At 64.0% G+C, this 19,905-nt stretch carries 18 protein-coding genes and 2 tRNA genes; 8 read left to right on the top strand and 12 right to left on the bottom strand.

Features of this window, described 5'->3' with window-relative positions:
* Positions 1 to 5 precede the first annotated feature (5 nt).
* Together ELS24_RS06455 and ELS24_RS06450 are read left to right on the top strand one after the other, a co-directional pair.
* Positions 6 to 941, top strand: coding sequence for an ABC transporter substrate-binding protein (locus ELS24_RS06455; protein ID WP_198158229.1), 936 nt, complete (start codon positions 6 to 8; stop codon positions 939 to 941).
* A 40-nt stretch (positions 942 to 981) separates the two neighbouring features.
* Positions 982 to 2,637: an ABC transporter permease gene (locus ELS24_RS06450; protein WP_050449618.1), complete on the top strand. Its 1,656-nt coding sequence runs from the start codon at positions 982 to 984 to the stop codon at positions 2,635 to 2,637.
* 173 nt (positions 2,638 to 2,810) lie between these two features.
* On the opposite strand, the gene ELS24_RS06445 is transcribed toward ELS24_RS06450, so the two are convergent.
* From ELS24_RS06445 to ELS24_RS06430, 4 genes are all read right to left on the bottom strand, one after another.
* A tRNA-Leu gene (locus ELS24_RS06445) sits at positions 2,811 to 2,895 on the bottom strand.
* A 161-nt stretch (positions 2,896 to 3,056) separates the two neighbouring features.
* The gene (gene secG, locus ELS24_RS06440) at positions 3,057 to 3,530 is read right to left on the bottom strand and encodes a preprotein translocase subunit SecG (RefSeq protein ID WP_050449617.1); all 474 of its coding nucleotides are present in this window, start codon (positions 3,528 to 3,530) and stop codon (positions 3,057 to 3,059) included.
* A 21-nt stretch (positions 3,531 to 3,551) separates the two neighbouring features.
* Positions 3,552 to 4,298, bottom strand: coding sequence for a triose-phosphate isomerase (gene tpiA / locus ELS24_RS06435; RefSeq protein ID WP_050449616.1), 747 nt, complete (start codon positions 4,296 to 4,298; stop codon positions 3,552 to 3,554).
* Between the two features lie 130 nt (positions 4,299 to 4,428).
* Positions 4,429 to 5,406, bottom strand: coding sequence for an NAD(P)H-quinone oxidoreductase (locus tag ELS24_RS06430; RefSeq protein WP_050449615.1), 978 nt, complete (start codon positions 5,404 to 5,406; stop codon positions 4,429 to 4,431).
* Positions 5,407 to 5,548: 142 nt separating this feature from the next.
* On the opposite strand from ELS24_RS06430, the gene ELS24_RS06425 reads away from it, so the two are divergent.
* Positions 5,549 to 5,636: transfer RNA gene (locus ELS24_RS06425), tRNA-Ser, on the top strand.
* A 59-nt stretch (positions 5,637 to 5,695) separates the two neighbouring features.
* Here ELS24_RS06425 and ELS24_RS06420 read toward each other — a convergent pair.
* The 4 genes from ELS24_RS06420 to ELS24_RS06405 all read right to left on the bottom strand — a co-directional run bounded on the left by ELS24_RS06420 (position 5,696) and on the right by ELS24_RS06405 (position 9,989).
* Positions 5,696 to 6,622 carry a hydroxymethylglutaryl-CoA lyase gene (locus tag ELS24_RS06420; protein WP_127183694.1) on the bottom strand — a complete coding sequence of 309 codons (927 nt, stop codon included), beginning with the start codon at positions 6,620 to 6,622 and terminating at the stop codon, positions 5,696 to 5,698.
* A 28-nt stretch (positions 6,623 to 6,650) separates the two neighbouring features.
* Complete coding sequence (locus ELS24_RS06415; protein ID WP_050449613.1) at positions 6,651 to 7,610, bottom strand: Bug family tripartite tricarboxylate transporter substrate binding protein; 960 nt, start codon at positions 7,608 to 7,610, stop codon at positions 6,651 to 6,653.
* 72 nt (positions 7,611 to 7,682) lie between these two features.
* Positions 7,683 to 8,891 (bottom strand): CaiB/BaiF CoA transferase family protein, encoded by a 1,209-nt coding sequence (locus ELS24_RS06410; RefSeq protein ID WP_083447545.1) that lies wholly within the window; start codon positions 8,889 to 8,891, stop codon positions 7,683 to 7,685.
* Positions 8,892 to 9,068: 177 nt separating this feature from the next.
* Positions 9,069 to 9,989 (bottom strand): LysR family transcriptional regulator, encoded by a 921-nt coding sequence (locus ELS24_RS06405; protein WP_127183693.1) that lies wholly within the window; start codon positions 9,987 to 9,989, stop codon positions 9,069 to 9,071.
* Positions 9,990 to 10,285: 296 nt separating this feature from the next.
* Between ELS24_RS06405 and ELS24_RS06400 the strand changes: the two genes are divergently transcribed.
* The 5 genes from ELS24_RS06400 to ELS24_RS06380 all read left to right on the top strand — a co-directional run bounded on the left by ELS24_RS06400 (position 10,286) and on the right by ELS24_RS06380 (position 15,343).
* Positions 10,286 to 11,215 carry an RDD family protein gene (locus tag ELS24_RS06400; RefSeq protein ID WP_240669460.1) on the top strand — a complete coding sequence of 310 codons (930 nt, stop codon included), beginning with the start codon at positions 10,286 to 10,288 and terminating at the stop codon, positions 11,213 to 11,215.
* Positions 11,216 to 11,291: 76 nt separating this feature from the next.
* Complete coding sequence (locus ELS24_RS06395; RefSeq protein WP_127183692.1) at positions 11,292 to 12,827, top strand: tetratricopeptide repeat protein; 1,536 nt, start codon at positions 11,292 to 11,294, stop codon at positions 12,825 to 12,827.
* 544 nt (positions 12,828 to 13,371) lie between these two features.
* Positions 13,372 to 13,923, top strand: a complete 552-nt coding sequence (locus tag ELS24_RS06390; RefSeq protein ID WP_050449639.1) for a hypothetical protein — start codon at positions 13,372 to 13,374, stop codon at positions 13,921 to 13,923.
* A gap of 8 nt (positions 13,924 to 13,931) precedes the next feature.
* Positions 13,932 to 14,528, top strand: a complete 597-nt coding sequence (locus ELS24_RS06385; RefSeq protein WP_127183691.1) for a hypothetical protein — start codon at positions 13,932 to 13,934, stop codon at positions 14,526 to 14,528.
* A gap of 266 nt (positions 14,529 to 14,794) precedes the next feature.
* Positions 14,795 to 15,343 carry a PIN domain-containing protein gene (locus ELS24_RS06380; protein WP_232312204.1) on the top strand — a complete coding sequence of 183 codons (549 nt, stop codon included), beginning with the start codon at positions 14,795 to 14,797 and terminating at the stop codon, positions 15,341 to 15,343.
* A gap of 147 nt (positions 15,344 to 15,490) precedes the next feature.
* On the opposite strand, the gene ELS24_RS06375 is transcribed toward ELS24_RS06380, so the two are convergent.
* The 4 genes from ELS24_RS06375 to ELS24_RS06360 all read right to left on the bottom strand — a co-directional run bounded on the left by ELS24_RS06375 (position 15,491) and on the right by ELS24_RS06360 (position 19,874).
* Complete coding sequence (locus tag ELS24_RS06375; protein ID WP_050449607.1) at positions 15,491 to 16,996, bottom strand: tripartite tricarboxylate transporter permease; 1,506 nt, start codon at positions 16,994 to 16,996, stop codon at positions 15,491 to 15,493.
* 9 nt (positions 16,997 to 17,005) lie between these two features.
* A complete protein-coding gene (locus tag ELS24_RS06370) occupies positions 17,006 to 17,428 on the bottom strand; it encodes a tripartite tricarboxylate transporter TctB family protein (protein ID WP_050449606.1) in 423 nt (140 codons plus the stop codon).
* Between the two features lie 487 nt (positions 17,429 to 17,915).
* Positions 17,916 to 19,133, bottom strand: coding sequence for a threonine ammonia-lyase (locus ELS24_RS06365; protein ID WP_050449605.1), 1,218 nt, complete (start codon positions 19,131 to 19,133; stop codon positions 17,916 to 17,918).
* A gap of 15 nt (positions 19,134 to 19,148) precedes the next feature.
* On the bottom strand, positions 19,149 to 19,874 hold the full coding sequence (locus ELS24_RS06360; protein ID WP_050449638.1) for a hypothetical protein: 726 nt from the start codon (positions 19,872 to 19,874) through the stop codon (positions 19,149 to 19,151).
* Positions 19,875 to 19,905: the final 31 nt, after the last annotated feature.

Raw genomic sequence — 19,905 nt, 5'->3', positions numbered from 1 at the left:
TTCTCATGACGCTTTCTATCGGATTGGCCTCGGGCCAGGCCAAGGCGCTGACCGTCTATACCGCCGGACCGGGCGGCCTTATCAAGCAATTGGCGGCCGGCTTCCAGGACAAGACCGGCATCAAGGTTGATGTATTCCAGGCCACCACGGGCAAGGTCATGGCGCGCCTGGAGGCCGAAGCGGCCAACCCGCGCGCCGACGTGTTGATCTCCGCATCGTGGGACACCGCCCATGACCTGGACCAGCGCGGCTGGCTGATGGCTTATGAAAGCCCGAACGCCGCCCAGGTGCCAGCACGCTTCAAGGCGCCCAGCTATGTCGCGCAAGGTATTTCGGCGCTGGGCATTGTCTGGAACACAAGCAGCGGCACGCCGGAGCCGCGCGACTGGGCCGACCTGACCGGCCCCAGTTTCAAGCAGGCGGTCACCATGCCGGACCCGGCCCTGTCTGGTGCGTCGCTCGACCTGCTGTTGGGCCTGCAGAACGCCCAGGGCGAGGCCGCGTGGAAGCTCTTCGAAAAGCTGCGCGACAACGGCATGACCATCTCCGGCCCCAACGCCCAGGCATTGACGCCCGTGCTGCAAGGCGCCAAGGCGGCGGTATTCGGCGCGGTGGATTATGTCTCGTACGCCAGTGTGGCCAAGGGTGAGTCGGTGAAGGTCATCTTCCCGTCCAGCGGCACCGCCATCGCCCCGCGTCCCATGATGATCCTGAAGACGGCGCGCCAAGCCGACGAGGCGCGCAAGTTCGTGGATTACGTGCTGTCCGAAGAAGGCCAGCGCGCTGTGGCGGATGCCTGGCTGATGCCTGCGCGCCAGGACGTCGCAGCCAAGCGGCCGGTGTTCAAGGATCTGGCCCTACTGCCTGAGGCAGCAGCCGAATCTGGCGCCAGCCGGGCCGACGTGCTGACCCGCTTCGGCCGCGTCTTCGGCCAACACTGACAGGCCGGGGTGCCGGCCGGTCCGGCATCCGATCCCATCCATGAAAAGCATCTATCTCCTGGCGGCCACCACCCTGGCCGCACTGGCGGTGCTCGTCGCATTGCCCATGGTGTTTGTAGCGCTGCAAGCCGTCTTTCCCCATCTGGCAGAAGGCTCGCTGCGCGATCCGTTCGGCGCCTGGCCCAACACACTGGGCAATCCCGCGACGCTGGGCCTGGTCGGCGGGACCCTGAAGCTGGGCGTGGGCGTCGCCACCGTCAGCGCGGCCATCGGCATTCCGCTCGGTGCGCTGCGCGGGCTGTTCCGCGTGCCGCTGGCGCGCTTGTGGGACCTGTTGTTCCTGGTGCCCTTCCTGCTCCCGCCTTATATAGCGGCCTTGTCGTGGACGATGGCGCTGCAGCCTCGCGGCTATCTTGAACAGTTGACGGGCTTCAACCTGGGTCCGCTGCTGTTCTCGCCAACGGGCGTGACCTTGGCCATGGGCCTGGCGATCTTTCCCGTCGTGTACTTCGCCGTCTCGCGCAGCATGGCGGCCACCGGAGCACGGATGGCGGACGTGGCGCGCGTGTTCGGCGCCGGACCCTGGCGCGCCTTCCTGCGCGTCACGCTGCCGCTGGCGCTGCCCGCCATCGCAGCCAGCCTGCTGCTTGCCTTCACGCTCGCCATCGAGGAATACGGCGTCCCCGCGGCGCTCGGCGCGCAGTCGGGCGTCGCCGTGCTCACCACCGCCATCGAACGCCGGCTAGCCGACTGGCCAATCGACCTGCCCGGCGCCTCGCTGCTGTCGCTGGTGCTGGTGGCGCTGGCCATGACCGCCTATGCCGTGCAACGCGCCGCGCTGGCGGGGCGCGGCTTCGAAACCACGACCGGCAAGCCCGCGCCACTGGCGCGCGGCGAACTGGGCCCATGGCGCGCGCTGGTGCTGCTGCTGTTCAGCGCCGTAGCGCTGATTGCGGTGGCCGCGCCGCTGGCCTCGATGCTGGCCGCCGCGCTGACGCGCAACGTGTCGGGTGGGCTGTCGGCCGGCAACCTGACGCTGGCCAACTTCGCCGCGCTATTTGATGCCCGTGGCGAAGCGTGGGAGGCCCTGTCCACCAGCATGTCGCTGGCGAGCGGGACGGCCTTGCTTGCGGGTGCCGTGGGGTTGCTGGCGGCCTGGTGCGTCGCGGGGCGTCACGTGCGCGGGGCCGCGCTTATAGACACGCTGGCCATGTTGCCCGCCGCATTGCCTGGCGTGGTGGTCGGCGTCGGCCTGATCCTTGCGTGGAATCAGCCGTTCTGGCCGGTAACTCCGTACGGCACCTGGGCCATCCTGCTGCTGTCCTATACCTGCCTGCTCCTGCCCTACCCTGTGCGCTATGTCGGCGCGGCATTGGCACAGATCGGCGCCAACCTGGAGGCGGCGGCGCGCGTCCACGGGGCCAGCGCGGCGTTGGCGCTGCGGCGCATCGTCCTGCCGCTGGTGCTGCCCGGCTTGGCGGCGTCGATGCTGATGGTGTTCGCCGTCGCGTCGCGCGAGCTGGTGACGTCGCTGCTGCTGGCGCCCGCCGGAGTGCAGACCGTATCGATCTTCGTCTGGCGGCAGTTCGAGCAGGGATCGGTGGGAGAAGGCATGGCGATGGCGGCGGTGGCCGTCGCAGTCAGCCTGACGCTGATGCTGGCGGCTGCGGGCCTCAGCCGCCGCCAGGAACGCTAACCTCGTCAACTCCCTGAACCCCGTCACCCCCTCAACCCCTCAACCCCTCAACCCCCTCAACCCGCTCGTCAAGCAAGGCAGCGGGCAAGAGCGAACGACAAAAAGCCCGTAAGATTTTGATTCTTACGGGCTTTTTAGCTTTCTTGCTTCCAGGGCAGCCCTGGACAAATTCTTGGTGCCGACGGCGAGACTCGAACTCGCACAGCTTTCGCCACTACCCCCTCAAGATAGCGTGTCTACCAATTTCACCACGTCGGCTTTCACCAGTTTTCTTGGCTTCCCCGTAGGCAAGGCCAGAAAGTCGAGCATTCTAGCATGGAATTTGTTGGCGCCGGAAGCCTGCTAGCAATGCGCAGCGATCTGGCCTGCGCAAAAAAAAGCCGGCGTTTGCTCGCCGGCCTTTTTGGGCATGCCCTGACTTACTTGGCGGGCGTTTCAGCCGGCTTTTCAGCGGCAGCCGGTGCGGCCGGGGCCGACGGCACCGACGCGTCGGACTTGGCCGGCGCGGCAGGCGCAGCCGGAACCGAAGCCGCGCCAGGCACCGACGAGCTACCTGCGTCCGGTGCGGCGGGGGCTGCGCCCGGCACTTGCGGCACGGAGCGGTCGGCCGGGAAGTTCTGCATCACGCCCGAATCAACGGCGGGGCCGCTGGTGCCCTTGTGGCTGACATAGGCCAGGCCGGCGGTGGACGCGAAGAAGACCACGGCGGCCCACTTGGTGGCGCGCGACAGGAAGTTGGCGGCGCCGGTGGCACCGAACAGGCTGCCGGACGAGCCGCTACCGAAAGCGGACCCCATGTCGGCGCCCTTGCCCTGCTGCAGCAGGACCAGAACGATGATAGCCAGCGCCGATATCACTTGGACGGCCAGCAAAAGTTTAAGCATCAAGGGCATTACAGACTCCGGAACGGAAACTTAGATGGCGGCAATACGCAAAAATTCTTCAGCCACTAGCGACGCGCCGCCGACCAGGGCCCCGTCGATATCAGTCATGGCGAACAAACTGGCGGCGTTGGCAGCTTTTACGCTGCCGCCGTATAAAACTTGAACCTGCGCCGCGCCCAGCGTGCGCAAGGCGGCGCGGATGGCGCCATGAACTTCCTGCGCTTGCTCGGGGCTGGCGGTACGGCCGGTGCCGATGGCCCAGACGGGTTCGTAGGCCAGCACCATGCGCGACACGGCTTCCGCGCCCAGCGCCAACACCGGCTTCAATTGGCGTTCAATGACGGCCAACGTGTTGCCGGCTTCGCGATCAGCCAGCGATTCACCCACGCAGACCACCGGGGTCAGGCCAGCGGCCAGCGCGGCTTGCGCCTTGGCAGCCACGATTTCGTCGGTTTCACCGTGCAGCACGCGGCGCTCGGAGTGGCCGGCCAATGCCCAGCGGCAACCAAATTCTTTCAACATGGCGCCGGACACTTCACCGGTGTAGGCGCCTTTTTCATGTGCGCTGACGTCTTGCGCGCCCCAGGACACGCTGCTTCCGGTCAGGGCCGAGCCGGCTTGCGCCAGATAGGGAAACGGAACACAGATACCGATCTCGCAGTGGCTCGCGGCGTCCGCGGCGCGCAGCTCGGTCAGCAACGCGGCGTTCTCGGCCAGGTTGCCGTGCATCTTCCAGTTGCCCAGCACAAGGCGGGCGCGGTTTTCGACTGAAGTCATGGCAAGGTGTCAGAGTGGGTGAGTCCCGGGGGGATGATGCAACCGCGCACGGGACTGCCTGGAAAAAATTCCAGGCGAAACCCGAGATTGTATCCTGTTGCGCGGCGATACGCCGAACGCCGCGCGATTCTTACATCGTCAGGATGATTTTGCCGATGTTTTCACCGCCTTCCATCATGGCGTGAGCCTTGGAGGCCTCGGCCAGCGGGAAGGTGGCGTGCACGATCGGCTTGATGGCCCCTTTTTCCAACAAGGGCCAGGCCTGCTCGCGCAGGGCGCGCGCGATGGCGCCCTTGAATGCGACCGGACGGGGACGCAAGGTGGATCCCGTAATGGTCAGGCGGCGACGCATCACCTGCGAGGTGTCCACGTCGGCGCGCGAACCGCCCAATTGGGCAATGATGACGATACGGCCGTCATCGGCCAGGCACTGCATGTCGCGCGCGATGTAGTCGCCCGCCACCATGTCCAGGATGACGTCCACGCCGCTACCGTCGGTGGCGTCCATGACTTCCTTCACGAAATCCTGGGTTTTGTAGTTGATGCCCTTTTCGGCGCCCAGCGCTTCGACGGCGCGGGCCCGGTCATCGCTGCCGACGGTGGCATAGACTTTATTGCCCATCGCGCGCGCCAGTTGGATCGCCGTAGTGCCGATGCCGCTTGCGCCGCCATGCACCAGCAGGATCTCGCCTTCGGACAGGCGGCCGCGATCGAACACATTGCTCCAGACCGTGAAGTAGGTTTCGGGCAAACCGGCCGCTTCAATGTCGGACAAGCCTTTGGGGATAGGCAGGCATTGCGCGACGGGGGCAACGCAGTACTCGGCGTAACCGCCGCCGGCCACCAAGGCGCAGACCTTGTCGCCGATGGCGAAGCCGCTGTCGGCCACGTCACCACCGACGATTTCGCCAGCCACTTCCAGGCCCGGCAGATCGGACACGCCGCGCGGCGGCGCGTAGTTGCCCTTGCGCTGGAACACGTCGGGGCGGTTGATGCCGGCGGCGCTGACTTTGATCAGAACTTCACCCGCGCCAGGCTCGGGCGTGGGACGTTCTACGGGGACCAGGACCTCGGGGCCGCCGGGGCGGGAGATTTCTACAGCATGCATCGCGTGCCTCCTTTGCAGCAAATAGATTATTATTGCGCCCTTTACGGCATCTCGCGTTTTGGTTTTGGCAGAATGTTTGCCTGACGGCCGAATCGCCCCACAGCCGTAACGCCGCCGCCTGACCCGCGGCACAACATCATCCGGAAGCGTGGCAGAGTGGTCGATTGCACCGGTCTTGAAAACCGGCAACGGGCAACCGTTCGTGAGTTCGAATCTCACCGCTTCCGCCAGACCCTCGATGGCAGCCGACACGCCCTGACGGCGCGGCTGCCCTCCCCGAATTCCCACACTACCCCGGCATACCCGCCCGAAATGTCTTCGGAATACCTGCCGCCGCCACGCCGCTGCGTAGCGCTTCCTGTGGCAGGGCCTGCGCCAGCAATGCGCGCGCGGCCAATAGCCGAGGCAAGTCCACGCCCGTGCGGTAGCCCATGCTTTCCAGCATGAACACCAGATCTTCCGTCACGATGTTGCCGGACGCCCCCGGCGCGAACGGGCAACCGCCCAGCCCGCCCAGGCAGGCGTCGAACGCGCGGATGCCCTCGTCCAGCCCGGCCAGCGCATTGGCCAGCCCCAACCCCATCGTGTCGTGCAGGTGCAGTTTGCTCAGCCGCGCGCCCACTGCGTCCTGGGTGGCGCGCACGACCTGGCGAACTTGCGCGGGGTGCGCGTAGCCCACCGTGTCGGCCAATGCAATTTCGTCAACGCCCGTGCGCGCCACGGCGGCGGCCACGTCGGCCACCCGACGAACGGGCACGGGGCCTTCCAGCGAGCAGCCAAACGCGGTGGCGACCGCCGCGTCGATCCGCATGGGGCGCGGCTGCGCGCGCACCCAATCCACGATGGACGCCATCATCTCCACCTGCGCATCCGTGCCCTTGCCCACATTGGCGCGACTGTGCGTGTCGCTGACCGAAATGGGAAACGCCACCACGTGCGCGCCGGCCTCGTAAGCGGCGATGGCGCCTTTCAAGTTGCATGCCAGCGCGCAGACGGTCAGCCCATCAATCCCAAGGGTATCGGGCAACACGCTGCCCGTATCGGCCATCTGCGGCACCAACCTTGGCGACACGAAGCTGCCCACCTCGATTTCACGCAGGCCGGCCGCGGCCAGTTGGCCAATCCACCGCAGCTTGTCGGCAGTGGCCATCATGCCCCGCGCCATCTGCAGCCCATCGCGCGGACCCACTTCGCAAATTCTGACTTCCTGGCTCATAGGCCACCCCTTGTCGATACCCCTGCGTTCATTGCTGGACCACGATGCCCGCGCTCTTGATCGTCTGCTTGGCTTTGCCTATATCTGACTGAATCAGCGAGGCGAATTGCGCGCTGGAAACGGGATCTGTTTCCAAGCCCTGCGCGGCCAGCGCCTCACGCACGTCTTTCTTGGCCAACAGCTTGTTGAAATCGGCGTTCAGGCGCTGGACGATGTCCTTGGGCGTCTTGCTTGGCGCCAGCACGCCGTAATAAGTCACCACGCTGAAATCCTTGTAGCCAAGTTCGGCTACGGTGGGCACGTTGGGCAGCGCCGCGTTGCGCTTGGGCGAAGTCACCGCCAGCGCACGGACCTTGCCCGATTTGATCAACGCGGCCGCCGACGAAATCGACGATCCCGCAAACTGCAGATGCCCGCCCATCAGGTCCGCCAACGCTGGCGCCGAGCCCTTGTAGGGCACGTGCTGCATCTTGAAGCCGGCTTCGTGCTGCAACATTTCCATGGCGATGTGCACACCGCCCCCGGTGCCCGACGTACCGTAGGAAATCTGGTTGGGCGCTTTCTTTGCGGCTTCGATTACGTCAGGCAGCGTCTTGTAGGGCGAGGCCTGCGACACCAGCAGCACCATCGGGGTGGTGGCCACCAGCGCCACCGGCGTCAGGTCCCGGATGGGGTCATAGGCCACTTTCATCAGCAGCGGAATCAGCGTGACGTTGTCCGACTGGCCGATCACCAGGTCATAGCCTTGCGCCGGTGCGCGGGCCGCCTCGGCCAGACCCAATGCCGTGCCCGCGCCGGGCTTGTTTTCGGGCACGACCGTCCAACCATTCAATTCGTGCAACTGGGTGCTCATCAGGCGACCGATGTAGTCGGTGCCCCCGCCCGGCGTGGACGGGATGATGATGCGGATCGGTTTGCTGGGATAGGTTTCGGCTTGGGCCGTGCAGGCCACGGCCAGTAGCGTCAGCGCGACGAATTTGCGGATCATGTTGTCTCCTCTTTGATGGATGTCTTGGCGGTCTGACGCCGCCTCGACAGGGTTCCGGGCACTACGGCCCGGTCATGCAATCACGCCGGCGGCGCGCAGGGCGTCGATGCGCGCGGCGTCCAGCCCCAGCCCCTGCAAGATGGCGTGCGTATGGCCGCCCTGCTCAGGCGGATCCATGCGTTTGCCGGCCTTGCGACCGTCAAATTCAAGCGGCAGCGCCGCGGCCGATATCTCGGCGCCATCGGGAAGCCGCGTCTTCAGCAACGCGCCGCCAGCGGTCAAATGGGCGTCATCAAGCAGGTCGTGGGGCTGGCGGATCGGGCCGTAAGACAGGTTGGCCGCTTCCAGCGCGGCGCACAGATCGTCCGTCTTCCAGGATTTCAATATTTCACCCACACCCGGCACCAGCCAGGAGCGCGCGGCTTCGCGGTCAACCGCCGTGGCCAGGCGCGGGTCGGCGGCCCATTCGGGCGGCAGGAATTTCTGTGCGAAGTTGCGCCATTGCGCGTCGCCCACCACCGCCACGAACACGCGGCCATCGGCGGTTTCGAACACGTCGTACACGCCCCATGGCGGCTTGCGCTCGGCGCCCATGGGTTTGGGCGCGGTGCCGGTCAACTGATACTGCGCGATGAACTGGGCGACCAGCAGAAGATTGTTTTCAAACAAGCCGGATCGCACGTGGCGACCGCGCCCGGTGGCGTGGCGATCGTGCAGCGCGGCCAAGGCGCCCACCACGCCGAACGTGCCGCCCAGGATGTCGTTGACCGACGCGGCCACGCGCTGAGGTGTGTCGGCGCCGCCGTTGATGTAGGCCAGGCCGCCCATCATCTGCACCACTTCATCCAGCGCCGTCCGGTGCTTGTAAGGCCCGGAAAGAAAGCCCTTGAGCGACACGTAGATCAGCCTGGGGTTTTCGGCCGACAGCGATTCATAGTCCAGCCCGTACTGCGCCAAGCTGCCGTCGCGGAAGTTCTCCACCACCATGTCGGTTTGCAGCGCAAGTTTGCGCACCAGCTCCTGGCCTTGTGCCGACTTCAGGTCAATGGCCAGGCTTTGCTTGTTACGGTTGAACACCGGGAAATAGCCGCTGCCCGAGCCCTTCAGCCGACGCGTGCGGTCGCCGTCTATCGGTTCCACCTTGATCACGTCGGCGCCCAGGTCGGCCAGGGACAAGCCCGCGGCCGGTCCCATGATCATGTGCGACAGTTCCAGCACTTTGATGCCGCGCAACGGCAATTCAGCGCTGTCCATGAAGGGTGAAGGCGGTGCTGCGCTCATCGGGATGTCCTTGTTGGCCGGTGAAGATGCAAGCATGATCGCGGGCGTCGGCGCATCGCGGGTAGCGGTCTTTCAGCACCGGGGCATTCTCGTTTCGGAACGTCCGGGTATGCCCCTAAGCAGGTAGGCCCCTGATCAGGTAGGCCCCTAAGCAGCTAGGCCCGGGCCTGCTCACCTTCAGCCCAACGGCAGCACACCCAGATGCGCCAGCAAGGTTCGCGCGGCAGGCGCCAGTGCATCCGGGTCCCGCACGGCGATGCTCAAGGGCGTGCTGGACCACGGCCCCGTCAGCGGAATGAAGCGGATATCCAGATGGGTGTGGCGCGCCTTAAGGTACAGCGGCACCACCGCCACGCCCATGCCGCGCGCGACCAAAGTGCAGATCGTCTCGTGCCCGCTGACACGAGCGCTGATGCGCCGTGTCACGCCCATGGCTTGCGCGGTTTGCTCGAACACGCTGCTGATGCCGTTGTCACGGTTCAGTTCGATCTGTTCGAAAGGCAGCAACTGCGCATAATCCAGCGTCTCGCGCTGGGCCAGCACGTGCTGGCCCGGCACCACAGCGGCCAGTTCGCAATGCCCGTAGGGAAACACCTGCAAGCCGTCATGCCCGAAGTCCGACCCCGCCGCCACGTCCGCCAGCCCTTCCAGCACGGCGCGAAAGGCGGCTTGCGTCGTGTCTTCTTGCAGCAGGATGTCGATCTCGGGGTGTGCCCGGCGAAACGATTGGATCTGTGCGGGCAAGTCACCCGACAAGGCCGCCACGCTGACCGCCAGGCGCACGCGCCCGCGCACACCGCTCGCAAATCCCGCCATCTCGCGGTGCATCTGTTCCACGTCCTGCAACAGCCGACGCACATGCGTGGCCAGCGCGTTGCCGGCCGGCGTGGCCTGCACGCCCTTGACGCCGCGCTCAAGCAGCGGCACGCCAAACGCTTCCTCCATTTCCGACATCCGCTTGCTGACCGCCGACGGCACGATGTTCTCGCGCGCGGCGGCTCGCGCCAGGCTGCCTTCTTCCAGGGCAGATAAGAACAAGCGCAGCGAGATGGGATCAATATCGCGGGCGTGGCTTGAGGGGGCTTGGGCGGGCTTCATGGCCGAGAGTGTCCCGCGTTGTTCGTCGGCGCGGTGATTCGGGTTTTCCCTAGCGCAAGACTTGAGTATCATCCGCGCTCCGGTCGTTGTTGTACGGCCCCGGCATCACCAGGATCCCTGTTTCCATGCAATGCCCCCGCTGCAATTGGCAAAACCCCGCCTCCAATACGCAATGCTTCAGTTGCCAGGCGCCCTTGCCCGTCCCCGCCGCGCCTGCGCCCGGCAAACCAAAAAACAAACCATCAAAAGCCCCCGCGTCCAAGGCCCCAGCCCAGTCCGCGCATCACAATGCGCAGGTGTTCCCCAACATCTGGGCCCGGCTGGGCGCAAGCGCCATCGACGCCATCGCCATGGCGGTGGGGATGATCGTCTTGATCATGGCCGCCCAACTGACCTACGAAGGCCTGACCGGCAACAAACCGCCCTTTTTGATTGCCCTTGCCGCCGGCTTGATCGGCTGGTTCCTGCCCGCTTTCATGGATGCCTGGGGTAACGGTTCGCCGGGCAAGCGTGTATTGAAGCAGCGGGTGGTCAATCGCAAGGGCCAGGCTCCGGGCCTGCTTCGCTCTCTGTGGCGCCATAGCCTGAAGTACACGGTGAACCTGCTGCTGCCCGGCCTGTTCCACCATTTGCAGCAGATGATCTTTGGCGAACGGGCCATGCACAACGCCTTGGCGGGCACGCACGTGGTCACGCGCGATGCGAACCCGCGCGCGATGCACGCAGCTGTCGCCCGGGCCCCCTCGGTCACTGGCGCGGGCAAGTTTCTGTTTGCCGTGTTTGGCATTTTGGCGCTGGTCGTGGTGGGCATCGTGATTGGCGTCAACGCCACCGGCGATAGCAACAGCGACAACCCGCTACACGCGGATATCAACCGCCTGGACCTGGTATCCGACCCCGTGCGCCGGCTCGCGGAAAACCACTATCGGCGCACGCAGAAATTTCCGGCCAGCCTGGACGACCTGGGCATCAGCGCGCAGTCGCTGGAAAGTAGCGGCTTTTCGAAGGTGGAGATGAACCCCGTCAACGGCGTCTTGCGCTTCACGATTGCCGGCACGCCCAGTGCCGACGGCATCCCCAGTCTGGCGGGCAAGCATCTGGTGCCGGAACTGCGCGCCGAACGCAAGGGCGGCGGCGTGCGGCGGTGGCAATGTGGCAGCGACGACATCCCCGCCAGCGACCGTACCTACTCTTGCCGCCACGACGCCAGCGCCTTCGCGCGATAAGCCGCCTTGATCGGGTCAGCATTTCCTGCCATTGCGCGCCCGGTAAAAGATAAAACCCCACGACGGAACCCCACGCATGTCCGCCTTGATCGAAGCCATCCAACGCGCCGAAGACGGCAGCGACCTGCCGAAGATGCTGTCCCTGTGCGAACAGGCCGTGCGCGAAGCGCCCGGATCCGCCACCGTCTGGGCCTTGCGCGCGCGCTGCCACGCCCAACGCAAGGCCTACGCCCAGCGTGACGCCGACGTGGCCCGCGCCTTGTCGCTGGACCCGCAATGCAGCGACGCCATCGCCGTACAGGCCGTGGTGCGCTACGACGAAGGCGACGAACAGGAAGCCTGGCGCGCCTTGCGCGACGCCCGCCAACGCGCACCGTCCCACTACGGCTTGCTGATGGCCGAAGCCTACCTGCTGATCAACGATCGCCGGCTGGATGACGCCATCGCCAGTTGGACCCGAGCCGCTCAGATCCGCTCGGCCGCCGCGGCGCCCCATTGCTATATCGGTTCAAACCTGCACAACGCCGGCCGCTACGCGGATGCCCTGCCCTACCACCAGCGCGCTGTCGCCCTGGCGCCCAACAATGGCGGCTTTCTGTACGACGCCGGCAACAATTACCGCCGCTTGGGCGACCTGAACAACGCCATCGCCATGTTCGACCGCGCCCGCGCCATCCTGGGCGAAGAGAACGCCATCCAGCACAACCGCGCGTCCTGCCTGCAAGCCATGGGGCGCGACGCCGACGCCGTGGAAGAATGGACCAGCCTGCTGCGGCGCGAACCCGACTGGGACTGGCCGCTGGAAGGCAAGGCGCGCTCGCTGCACCGGCTGGGTCGCGCGGACGAAGCGGTGCCCCTGTGGCGGCATCTGGATGCGCTGTCCGACACCGGCTGGGAAGGCCGCAAGGAACAAGCGCGCGAATACGTGCGCGGCGGCAAACCCGAGCTGGCCGAACAGGCGCTGCTGGGCCTGGACCCGCTTGATAGCGGCGACGCCCAGTTGCTGTTCGTGGCGGGTAACGCCCAGCGCGACCAGCGCAACTGGGAAGCCGCGCTGGCGTACTACCTGAAAGGCTATGAACTCGCGCCCGGCGACGATTTCCTGCCCGGCAACGCGGCTGACATGCTGAACTACCTGGAACGCCACGACGAAGCGCTGCCGCTGGCGGAAGTGGCCATCTCGTTGGACCCCGACTGGCTGAAATGGCGCCGCGTCCGCATTGAAGCGCTGACGCACCTGGACCGCGCCGACGAGGCCGTGGCCTATGCCGACACTGCCCTGGAACGCTGGTCCGACAGCGGCCCGCTTCACGCCGAACGCATCAATGCACTGATCGCCGCCAAGCGCCATGACGAAGGGCTGGCGGCCTGCGACCGCCTGCTGGCGCTGGACCCCGACTATCGCAGCTGGGCGCTGTTTGCGCGTGGCAGGATCTACGGCCAGATGAAGCGCCACGCCGAATCCGCCGTGGCCTACCGCCAGGCTTCCGCGTCCTACCAGCAAAACGGCAAACCCTATTTTCAAGAGCTGTCGATGAAGAACGCGCTGGAAGCGGAAGCGGCCGCCGCCAAACCCGCCGGCTTTCTTGGCCGGTTGTTCGGCCGCAAGTAGCGAAGGCGCGCACGGCGGGATGTTATAGTCACGCCCGCTGCCGGCCCTTGCAAAGGACCGCGCATTGCCCGAGTGGTGAAATTGGTAGACACAAGGGACTTAAAAAATTTGAGCCCTTTGGGGGAAACTCCAAAGGTGTAGCCCGTCAAACTCGGCGAACGCCCTGGACCTGTTCCGAGCCAACGCCGAGCCAAGCCCCGATTGAAAAGCCGGGGAAGGTGTAGAGAGCAGACGGCGGGCACCTACGGCCGCAAGGCTATGGTGAAGGCGTGCTCCAGACCACGAACAGCGCACCCGCGCTGGCGGCGAAAGCCGAAGTGGTAAGAAAATCCCTCGGCCGCAAGGCCGTACCGGTTCGATTCCGGTCTCGGGCACCACAGCGCCCCGGCAAATCTTGCCGGTTCTTGCGCAGACCAATCCCCAAAATAAAACATCCCGGCATTCTCTCCCCTTGGCGAGAACCAATCAGGGTTTACCCTTTTATTATAAAAAGTAAATGAATGTTAGATTCGGTTTCCTCCGAATAACATGATGGTGATTGGTCGTGAATAAAGTCTTGTCTGTCGCAGTCCTTTGCGCTGCGATGAGCGGTTGCTCGATGGTCGCACCGCCCTATCAGGCGTCCATGGATAATGTGACCGCACTGAAAAAAGCAGGTGATTTCACCGCGAAGGTGGGCGAATTCAAAAGCGAGCCGAGCAAGGAAAACGCCAATCCCATCTCTCTGCGCGGCTCGAAATTAAGCTCGCCTTATAACAACAGCTACAGCGCTTACCTTGCTGAAGCGCTGAAGCAGGAACTGACACTGGCTGGAAAGTATTCCGATCAATCGTCTGTTGAGGTGTCCGGCACGCTGTTGAAGAACGATATGAGCGTGCCGATGGGCACGGGTACCGGTATCGTCGAGGCTCGGTTCATCGTCACCCATGCAGGCACGGTCAAGTACGACCAAGTCAAAACGGCCAAACACGAATGGCCGTCGTCGTTCGTTGCGGCGGTCGCGCTGCCTCGCGCCATTGAGGAATATCGCAACCTGGTAAGCAAACTGATCACTGACGTGTTCAGCGATCCCGCATTCCTCAACGCTCTGAAATGAGACCGGCCATGCTGCTGAATAAAATAATTCGCTTGGTCGCGTTAGCCATCGTTGCGGCGGTTGCGTCCGGTTGCGCCCACAAAATCACGATCTCTCCAGACCTCGCCAAAATCGAAGCGCCGGCAGATACCCCGCGCATTAACGCCAACGTTGCTTATTACATCGCCGAAGCGGATCTTGCAAAAACCGTAAAAACACCGGGAGGCGGTGGCGACAAAGTCACCTACCAGCCCTATAAAGAGATCGAGACGGCGTTCTACAAGATGCTCAGCAATGTGTTTACGAACGTCATCAAGATCAAAACGCCTGAACCCACGGCGGCGGATAACGTCGACTATGTGGTTGTCCCGACGCTGGTGACGGACTCATCGTCATCCAGTTTCGTGACATGGCCTCCCACTCGCTTCACCACTAACTTGATCACCAAGGTCAGCGGCACCGCAAACAATGGTGACACCACCATCACGGTGATGGAAGCCGGAGAAGCGGAGTACAGCGAGTTCATCCGCGATTTCGGATTGGCCGCCCGTCGGTCAACGCAGGCGGCACTGATCAAGACCCAGGAAGCCTTGCTCGCTGCGCCCGCACTGAGCGTGAAGCGCTAACCGCAAGAGCTTGCCCCCCTTCGCCCGACGGCCCGCGCGTCACGCAGCGGCCCAAGGGCGATGCGGCCTCCCCTGTCGGGGAGCGGCCAGGGCGCATCAAGGCAAAAACCTTTATTCTTGCGCTCGCCTCCTATTAATTTCTCCGGACGACTGCGGGCCGCATCCCTCGGCGGTGCTCGCTCTTCCCGTACGCGCCGGTGCTCGAACGTATCTTGACCATCCAACCCGCCCCCGCCCCCTTCATCGTCCTGGACGCGTGCGTCCTGATGTCCGGCATCCTGCGCCGGCTGTTGTTGCGCCTGGCCGAGGCCGGCGTATTCACGCCCGTCTGGACCGAACGCATCGGTGAGGAATGGCGGCGCAACGCCGCGCGCATCTGGGATATTCCGCCCGAGGTATTGGCCGAGTTCTGGGCCGAGATGAACGCGAGCTTTCCCCAGGCCAACGAGGTCGACACGCAAGTGTACGAAGCGTCGTTGCGCTATAGCGATCCGAAGGACTTCCATGTGATTGCGGCCGGATTGGCGCGGCGTGCGCGCTGTGGCTTGCAGCAGCCGCCCGTGGTGCAGGTGCTGACCTGGAACCTGAAGGATTTCAACCGTTCGGAATTGCGCCGCCAGGGGCTGGACGTCTACAACCCGGACCGCATGCTGGTGCAATGGTGGCAGGCCGACCCGGCACGCATGCGCGAGGCGGTGGCGCAGATTCCGGCCGACTACGTCGCGTTGGACCGCGAGCCGCTGCCGCTGCCCACAATCTTGCATCGTGAACGTCTATATGGCTTGAAGAGCCTGGTGACGCGTGAACTCAGTTGAAAAAAGCTGAAAGAAACCTGAAAGAAAACTGAAAGAAAACTGAAACCCAGGCTGACATGCGGCACGTGTCGGCAAATCAGACTAAAAAAAAGCGAGCCTGGGCAGCTTGCGCCGCACCAGGCCCGGAGCCAATCTTGTTCCCCGTGGTCAGTCGACCTCGACGAACGTTTCCTCACGTTTCTTGCGCAGGGCCGGCAACATCACCAGCACCAGCAGGATGGCGGCCAGCGCCAACAGCGTCGCCGACAGCGGGCGCGTGACGAAGGTGCTGAAATCACCCCGCGACAGCAAGAGCGCCCGGCGGAAGTTTTCTTCCATCATGGGACCCAGAACCAGGCCCAGCAGCAGCGGCGCGCCCTCGCAACCCAATTTGCTCCACACATATCCGATGACGCCGAAGATGGCGAACATGAAGATGTCGAACACGTTGTAGTTCAGCGAATACACCCCGATCGTGCAGAACACCAGAATGGCCGGGAACAGCATGCGGTAGGGCACGCGCAGCAATTTCACCCAGATGCCGATCAGCGGCAGGTTCAGGATCACCAGCATCAGATTGCCGATCCACATCGAGGCGATCAGGCCCCAGAACAGTTCGGGGTGGCTGGTCATCACCTGCGGGCCGGGCTGGATGTTGTGGATGGTCATTGCCCCCACCATCAGCGCCATCACCGCGTTGCCGGGAATACCCAGCGTCAGCAAGGGAATGAACGAGGTCTGCGCACCGGCGTTGTTGGCGGACTCAGGGCCGGCCAAGCCGGCTGGGTGGCCCTTGCCGAAACGCTCGGGTTCTTTCGACAGCTTCTTTTCAAGCGTGTACGAAGCAAACGCCGACAACACCGAACCACCGCCGGGCAAGATACCCAACGCCGAACCCAGGGCGGTGCCCCGGACGATGGCGGGCGCCGCTTCGCGGAACTCTTGGCGGCTGGGGTACAACGAACCCACCTTGTCGGTAATCTCGACGCGGTTCTCTTTCTGCTCCAGGTTGGCCATGATTTCCGACAGGCCGAAAACACCCATGGCCACGATCGCGAAGTCGATACCGTCCTGCAATTCCGGAATGCTGAAGTCGTAGCGAGCGACCCCGGAATTGACGTCGGTACCCACCATGCCCAGCAGCAAACCCAGCAAGATCATGCAGATGGCCTTGGGCAGCGAGCCGGAAGCGAGCACGACCGCGCCGATCAGCCCCAATGCCATCAGCGAAAAGTACTCCGCCGGGCCGAAGGCAAATGCCACTTCCGCCAAGGGTGGCGCAAACGCGGCAATCAGCACGGTGGCCACGCTACCGGCGAAGAATGAGCCAATGGCGGCAAGCGACAGCGCGGCGCCCGCTCTGCCATTGCGTGCCATCTGGTGGCCGTCCAGCACCGTCACCACCGCGGATGTCTCACCCGGCAAGTTCACCAGAATGGCCGTGGTCGAACCGCCATATTGGGTGCCGTAGTAAATGCCCGCCAGCATGATCAGGCCGGCCGTGGGCGGCAACACATACGTGATGGGGAGCAACATGGCGATGGTGGGAACAGGCCCCAGCCCCGGCAGAACGCCGACCAGCGTGCCCAACAGGCAACCCAGGAATGCATAGCTGAGGTTTTCCGGCGTGAACGCCACCGAGAAACCCAGCATCAGGTTTTGTAGAAGTTCCATTGTTGTTTCCTAGTTGCCGAAAGCGCTGGGCCACAGCGGAAATATCAAACCCAGGCCGCGTATGAACGCAAGGTAGGAGAACGCCACGAGGAACAGGCCGTTGGCGACCGCGACTTTCCAATTGAATTCATGGCTGGCAAGGCTGCTGATGAGAACCAGCAGGAATACCGAGATGTACAGCCCCAGGTAACGCAGCGCGAAACCATAGAACACGACCGAACCGATCACCAGGAAGAGGATGCGGAAATCGTAGCGAGTGATTGTGGTCGTCTCGGCCTTCTTGGCCAGTGCGCTGATCAGCACAACCGCGCCCATCAACGCCAGCACGATGCCGAGCCAGAACGGGAAATATCCCGGTCCCATGCGGGCCGCGCTTCCCATGGAATATTCGGTGGCCTGTACGGAAAAGGCCCCCCCTAAAGCAATAAACATGGCTCCGGACCAAAAGTCCTGTCTGTTTCTTATCAAGCTGCAGTCTCCCTAGTCTGACGCGCCGGAACATCGCTGGAAAAAGTGGCGCGCGCATATCTCAACGCCTTCCCGCCCACAAGAATCGGCAGGCGGAAAAGCGAAGTGGGAGATGCTAAATCGCATGGCGACATATCGAACATCCGGGGGAACCATAACTTTTTCCGGGATATCCCTAGGTCAAATAGTGGACAGATTGTTCCCTCCTGGCCGAGATGGCGGCTTACAGAATTCCTTCAAATTGCTTTCAGCCCAGGCGCCATGGGGGTGTTTGCCGCAACAAAAAAAGTTCCCTGATCGGAAAAAAAAGTTAAACGGGCATTGCGCGTGTTGCACTTTTTTTTGCAACGACTTCCGACTGGAGGGCGCGGACGAAACGAAAACGCCCGCAAAGTGCGGGCGCCTGCGGTCGAGACGGGCTTGATCTGTGCGCGGCATTGAGCCGCCGCCATCAATGGTCGTGGTTACTGGCCGCGAAGCCCGCGGCGTTCAGCACGTCGATGACTTCAAGAATATGTTCCGGCCCGCGCGTCTGCAGCACGAAGTCCACTTCCACATTGCGCACCGGCAGGGAAGTGAAGGCGCGCTGGTGGTGCACTTCAGTGATGTTCGCCTGCGCGTCGGCGATGAGCTTGGTAGCGTGCGCCAGAGCGCCCGGCAAGTCGCGCAGGTCAACCCGGATGCGGGCCAGACGACCGGCGCGCACCATCCCGCGTTCGATCAGTTCGCCCAACATCAGGGGATCGATGTTGCCGCCGGTCAGCACCAGGCCGATGCGCTTGCCCTTGAAACGATCGCTGCCCGCTTCCTGCGCACGCAGCAGTGCGGCCAGGCCCGCGGCCCCCGCGCCTTCGACCACGGTCTTCTCAATTTCCAGCAGCACGACGATGGCGTGCTCGATATCACTTTCACTGACCAGTTCGATGTGGTCAACCAACTGGCTCACGATCGGCTGGGTCAAGGCGCCTGGCGACTTCACCGCGATGCCTTCCGCGATGGTGTATTGCCCCTGCGGCATGGTTACGCCCTTGACGGCGGCGTACATGGACGGAAAACGTTCGGTCTGCACGCCCACGATCTCGATGCCGGGCTTCAAGGCCTTGGCCGCCGTGGCCATCCCTGCAATCAGGCCGCCGCCGCCAATGGCGATCACCAGCGTGTCGAGATCCGGCTGGTCTTCCAGCATTTCCAGCGCCACGGTGCCCTGCCCCGAAATGACGGCTTCGTCGTCGTAGGGGTGGATCATGATCAGGCCGCGCGCTTGCGCGAGCTCGTAGCCGTGCGCTTTGGCGTCATCGAACGTGTCGCCCGCCAGCACCACCTCCGCGCCAAACCGGCGCGTGTTGGCGACTTTGACGGTGGGCGTGAAACGCGGCATCACAATCACCGCCGGCACGCCCATGCGCTGCGCATGGTAGGCCACGCCCTGCGCGTGGTTGCCGGCCGACACGGCGATCACGCCCTTGGCGCGCTCATCGTCCGACAAGGTCAACATGCGGTTCAGGGCGCCGCGTTCCTTGAACGATGCCGTGAATTGCAGGTTCTCGAACTTCAGCCAGATCTCGGCGCCGAAGATGTCGGACAGCGTGCGCGACAGGGTGAAGGGGGTCTTCAGCACCTGGCCGCGCAGGTTGTCGCGGGCGGTCTGGATGGAAACAATATCGATCACGATGGGAAGATCCTGTTAGCGCACAGGCAAGAAATTGAACAGCAGGAGACCCTGCGCATAGTTGATGCCAATGCGGCGCGAATTCTCGCCCAGCAGGTTGGCGATCAGGTCCAGCCGGCCGATGATGGCGCCGAACTCGCGCTCGAAGCTCAGGTTCGTGGCGGTGGGAGAGATTTCGTTCGCCAGCAAAAGCAGCTCGCCCTGGTTGTTGCGGCGCGACGCCAGCAGCCAGGCGGCCGCCTCGACGTTCCGTGCGGCATTGTAGACCCGCTGACCATCCAGCGCGTCGGTGGCGTACAGGCGGGTCTTGCCGTTGTGCGCCGCGATAAGGGTGTCGGCCAGGCCATAGATAAAGGCGCCGACGCGGTCGCCGGTGTAGTTCGGGTCCAATGACACGGCCAGGATCTGGATGTCTCGCAGGCCGGCCAGGTCGCTGGGCGGAACACGGACTTCGATGGCGTGCTTGACGCGGTCAACAGCGGTCTTATGGTCCGCCACGCCGGTCTTGCGCCATTCCCGGGGATTGCGGCGGTAGAGCTTGTCGAGCAGCAAATACAGGCTGTCCAGGTTGTCGCGCACTTCCAGCGTGACCGTGCGATTGAAGTCGGTCTGGCCGAACTGGTCGGCGGACATGGCTTCGCCCTTGGGGCCGCGTTGGCCCGGACCGGGGCTGCTCATGCAGCCAGTCAGCAGTGCGGCAAGCAGCGCCACGGCGGTGGCGCCAGCCGCCCAGCCCGTCATGCTTGGATCATCCGTTTTTCCCTCCGTCTGG

The sequence above is a fragment of the Achromobacter spanius genome (assembly GCF_003994415.1).
Classification (GTDB): Bacteria; Pseudomonadota; Gammaproteobacteria; order Burkholderiales; family Burkholderiaceae_B; genus Achromobacter; species Achromobacter spanius_C.
The sequence above is the reverse complement of the archived record's forward strand: the minus strand, read 5'-3'. Positions and strand labels throughout refer to the sequence as shown.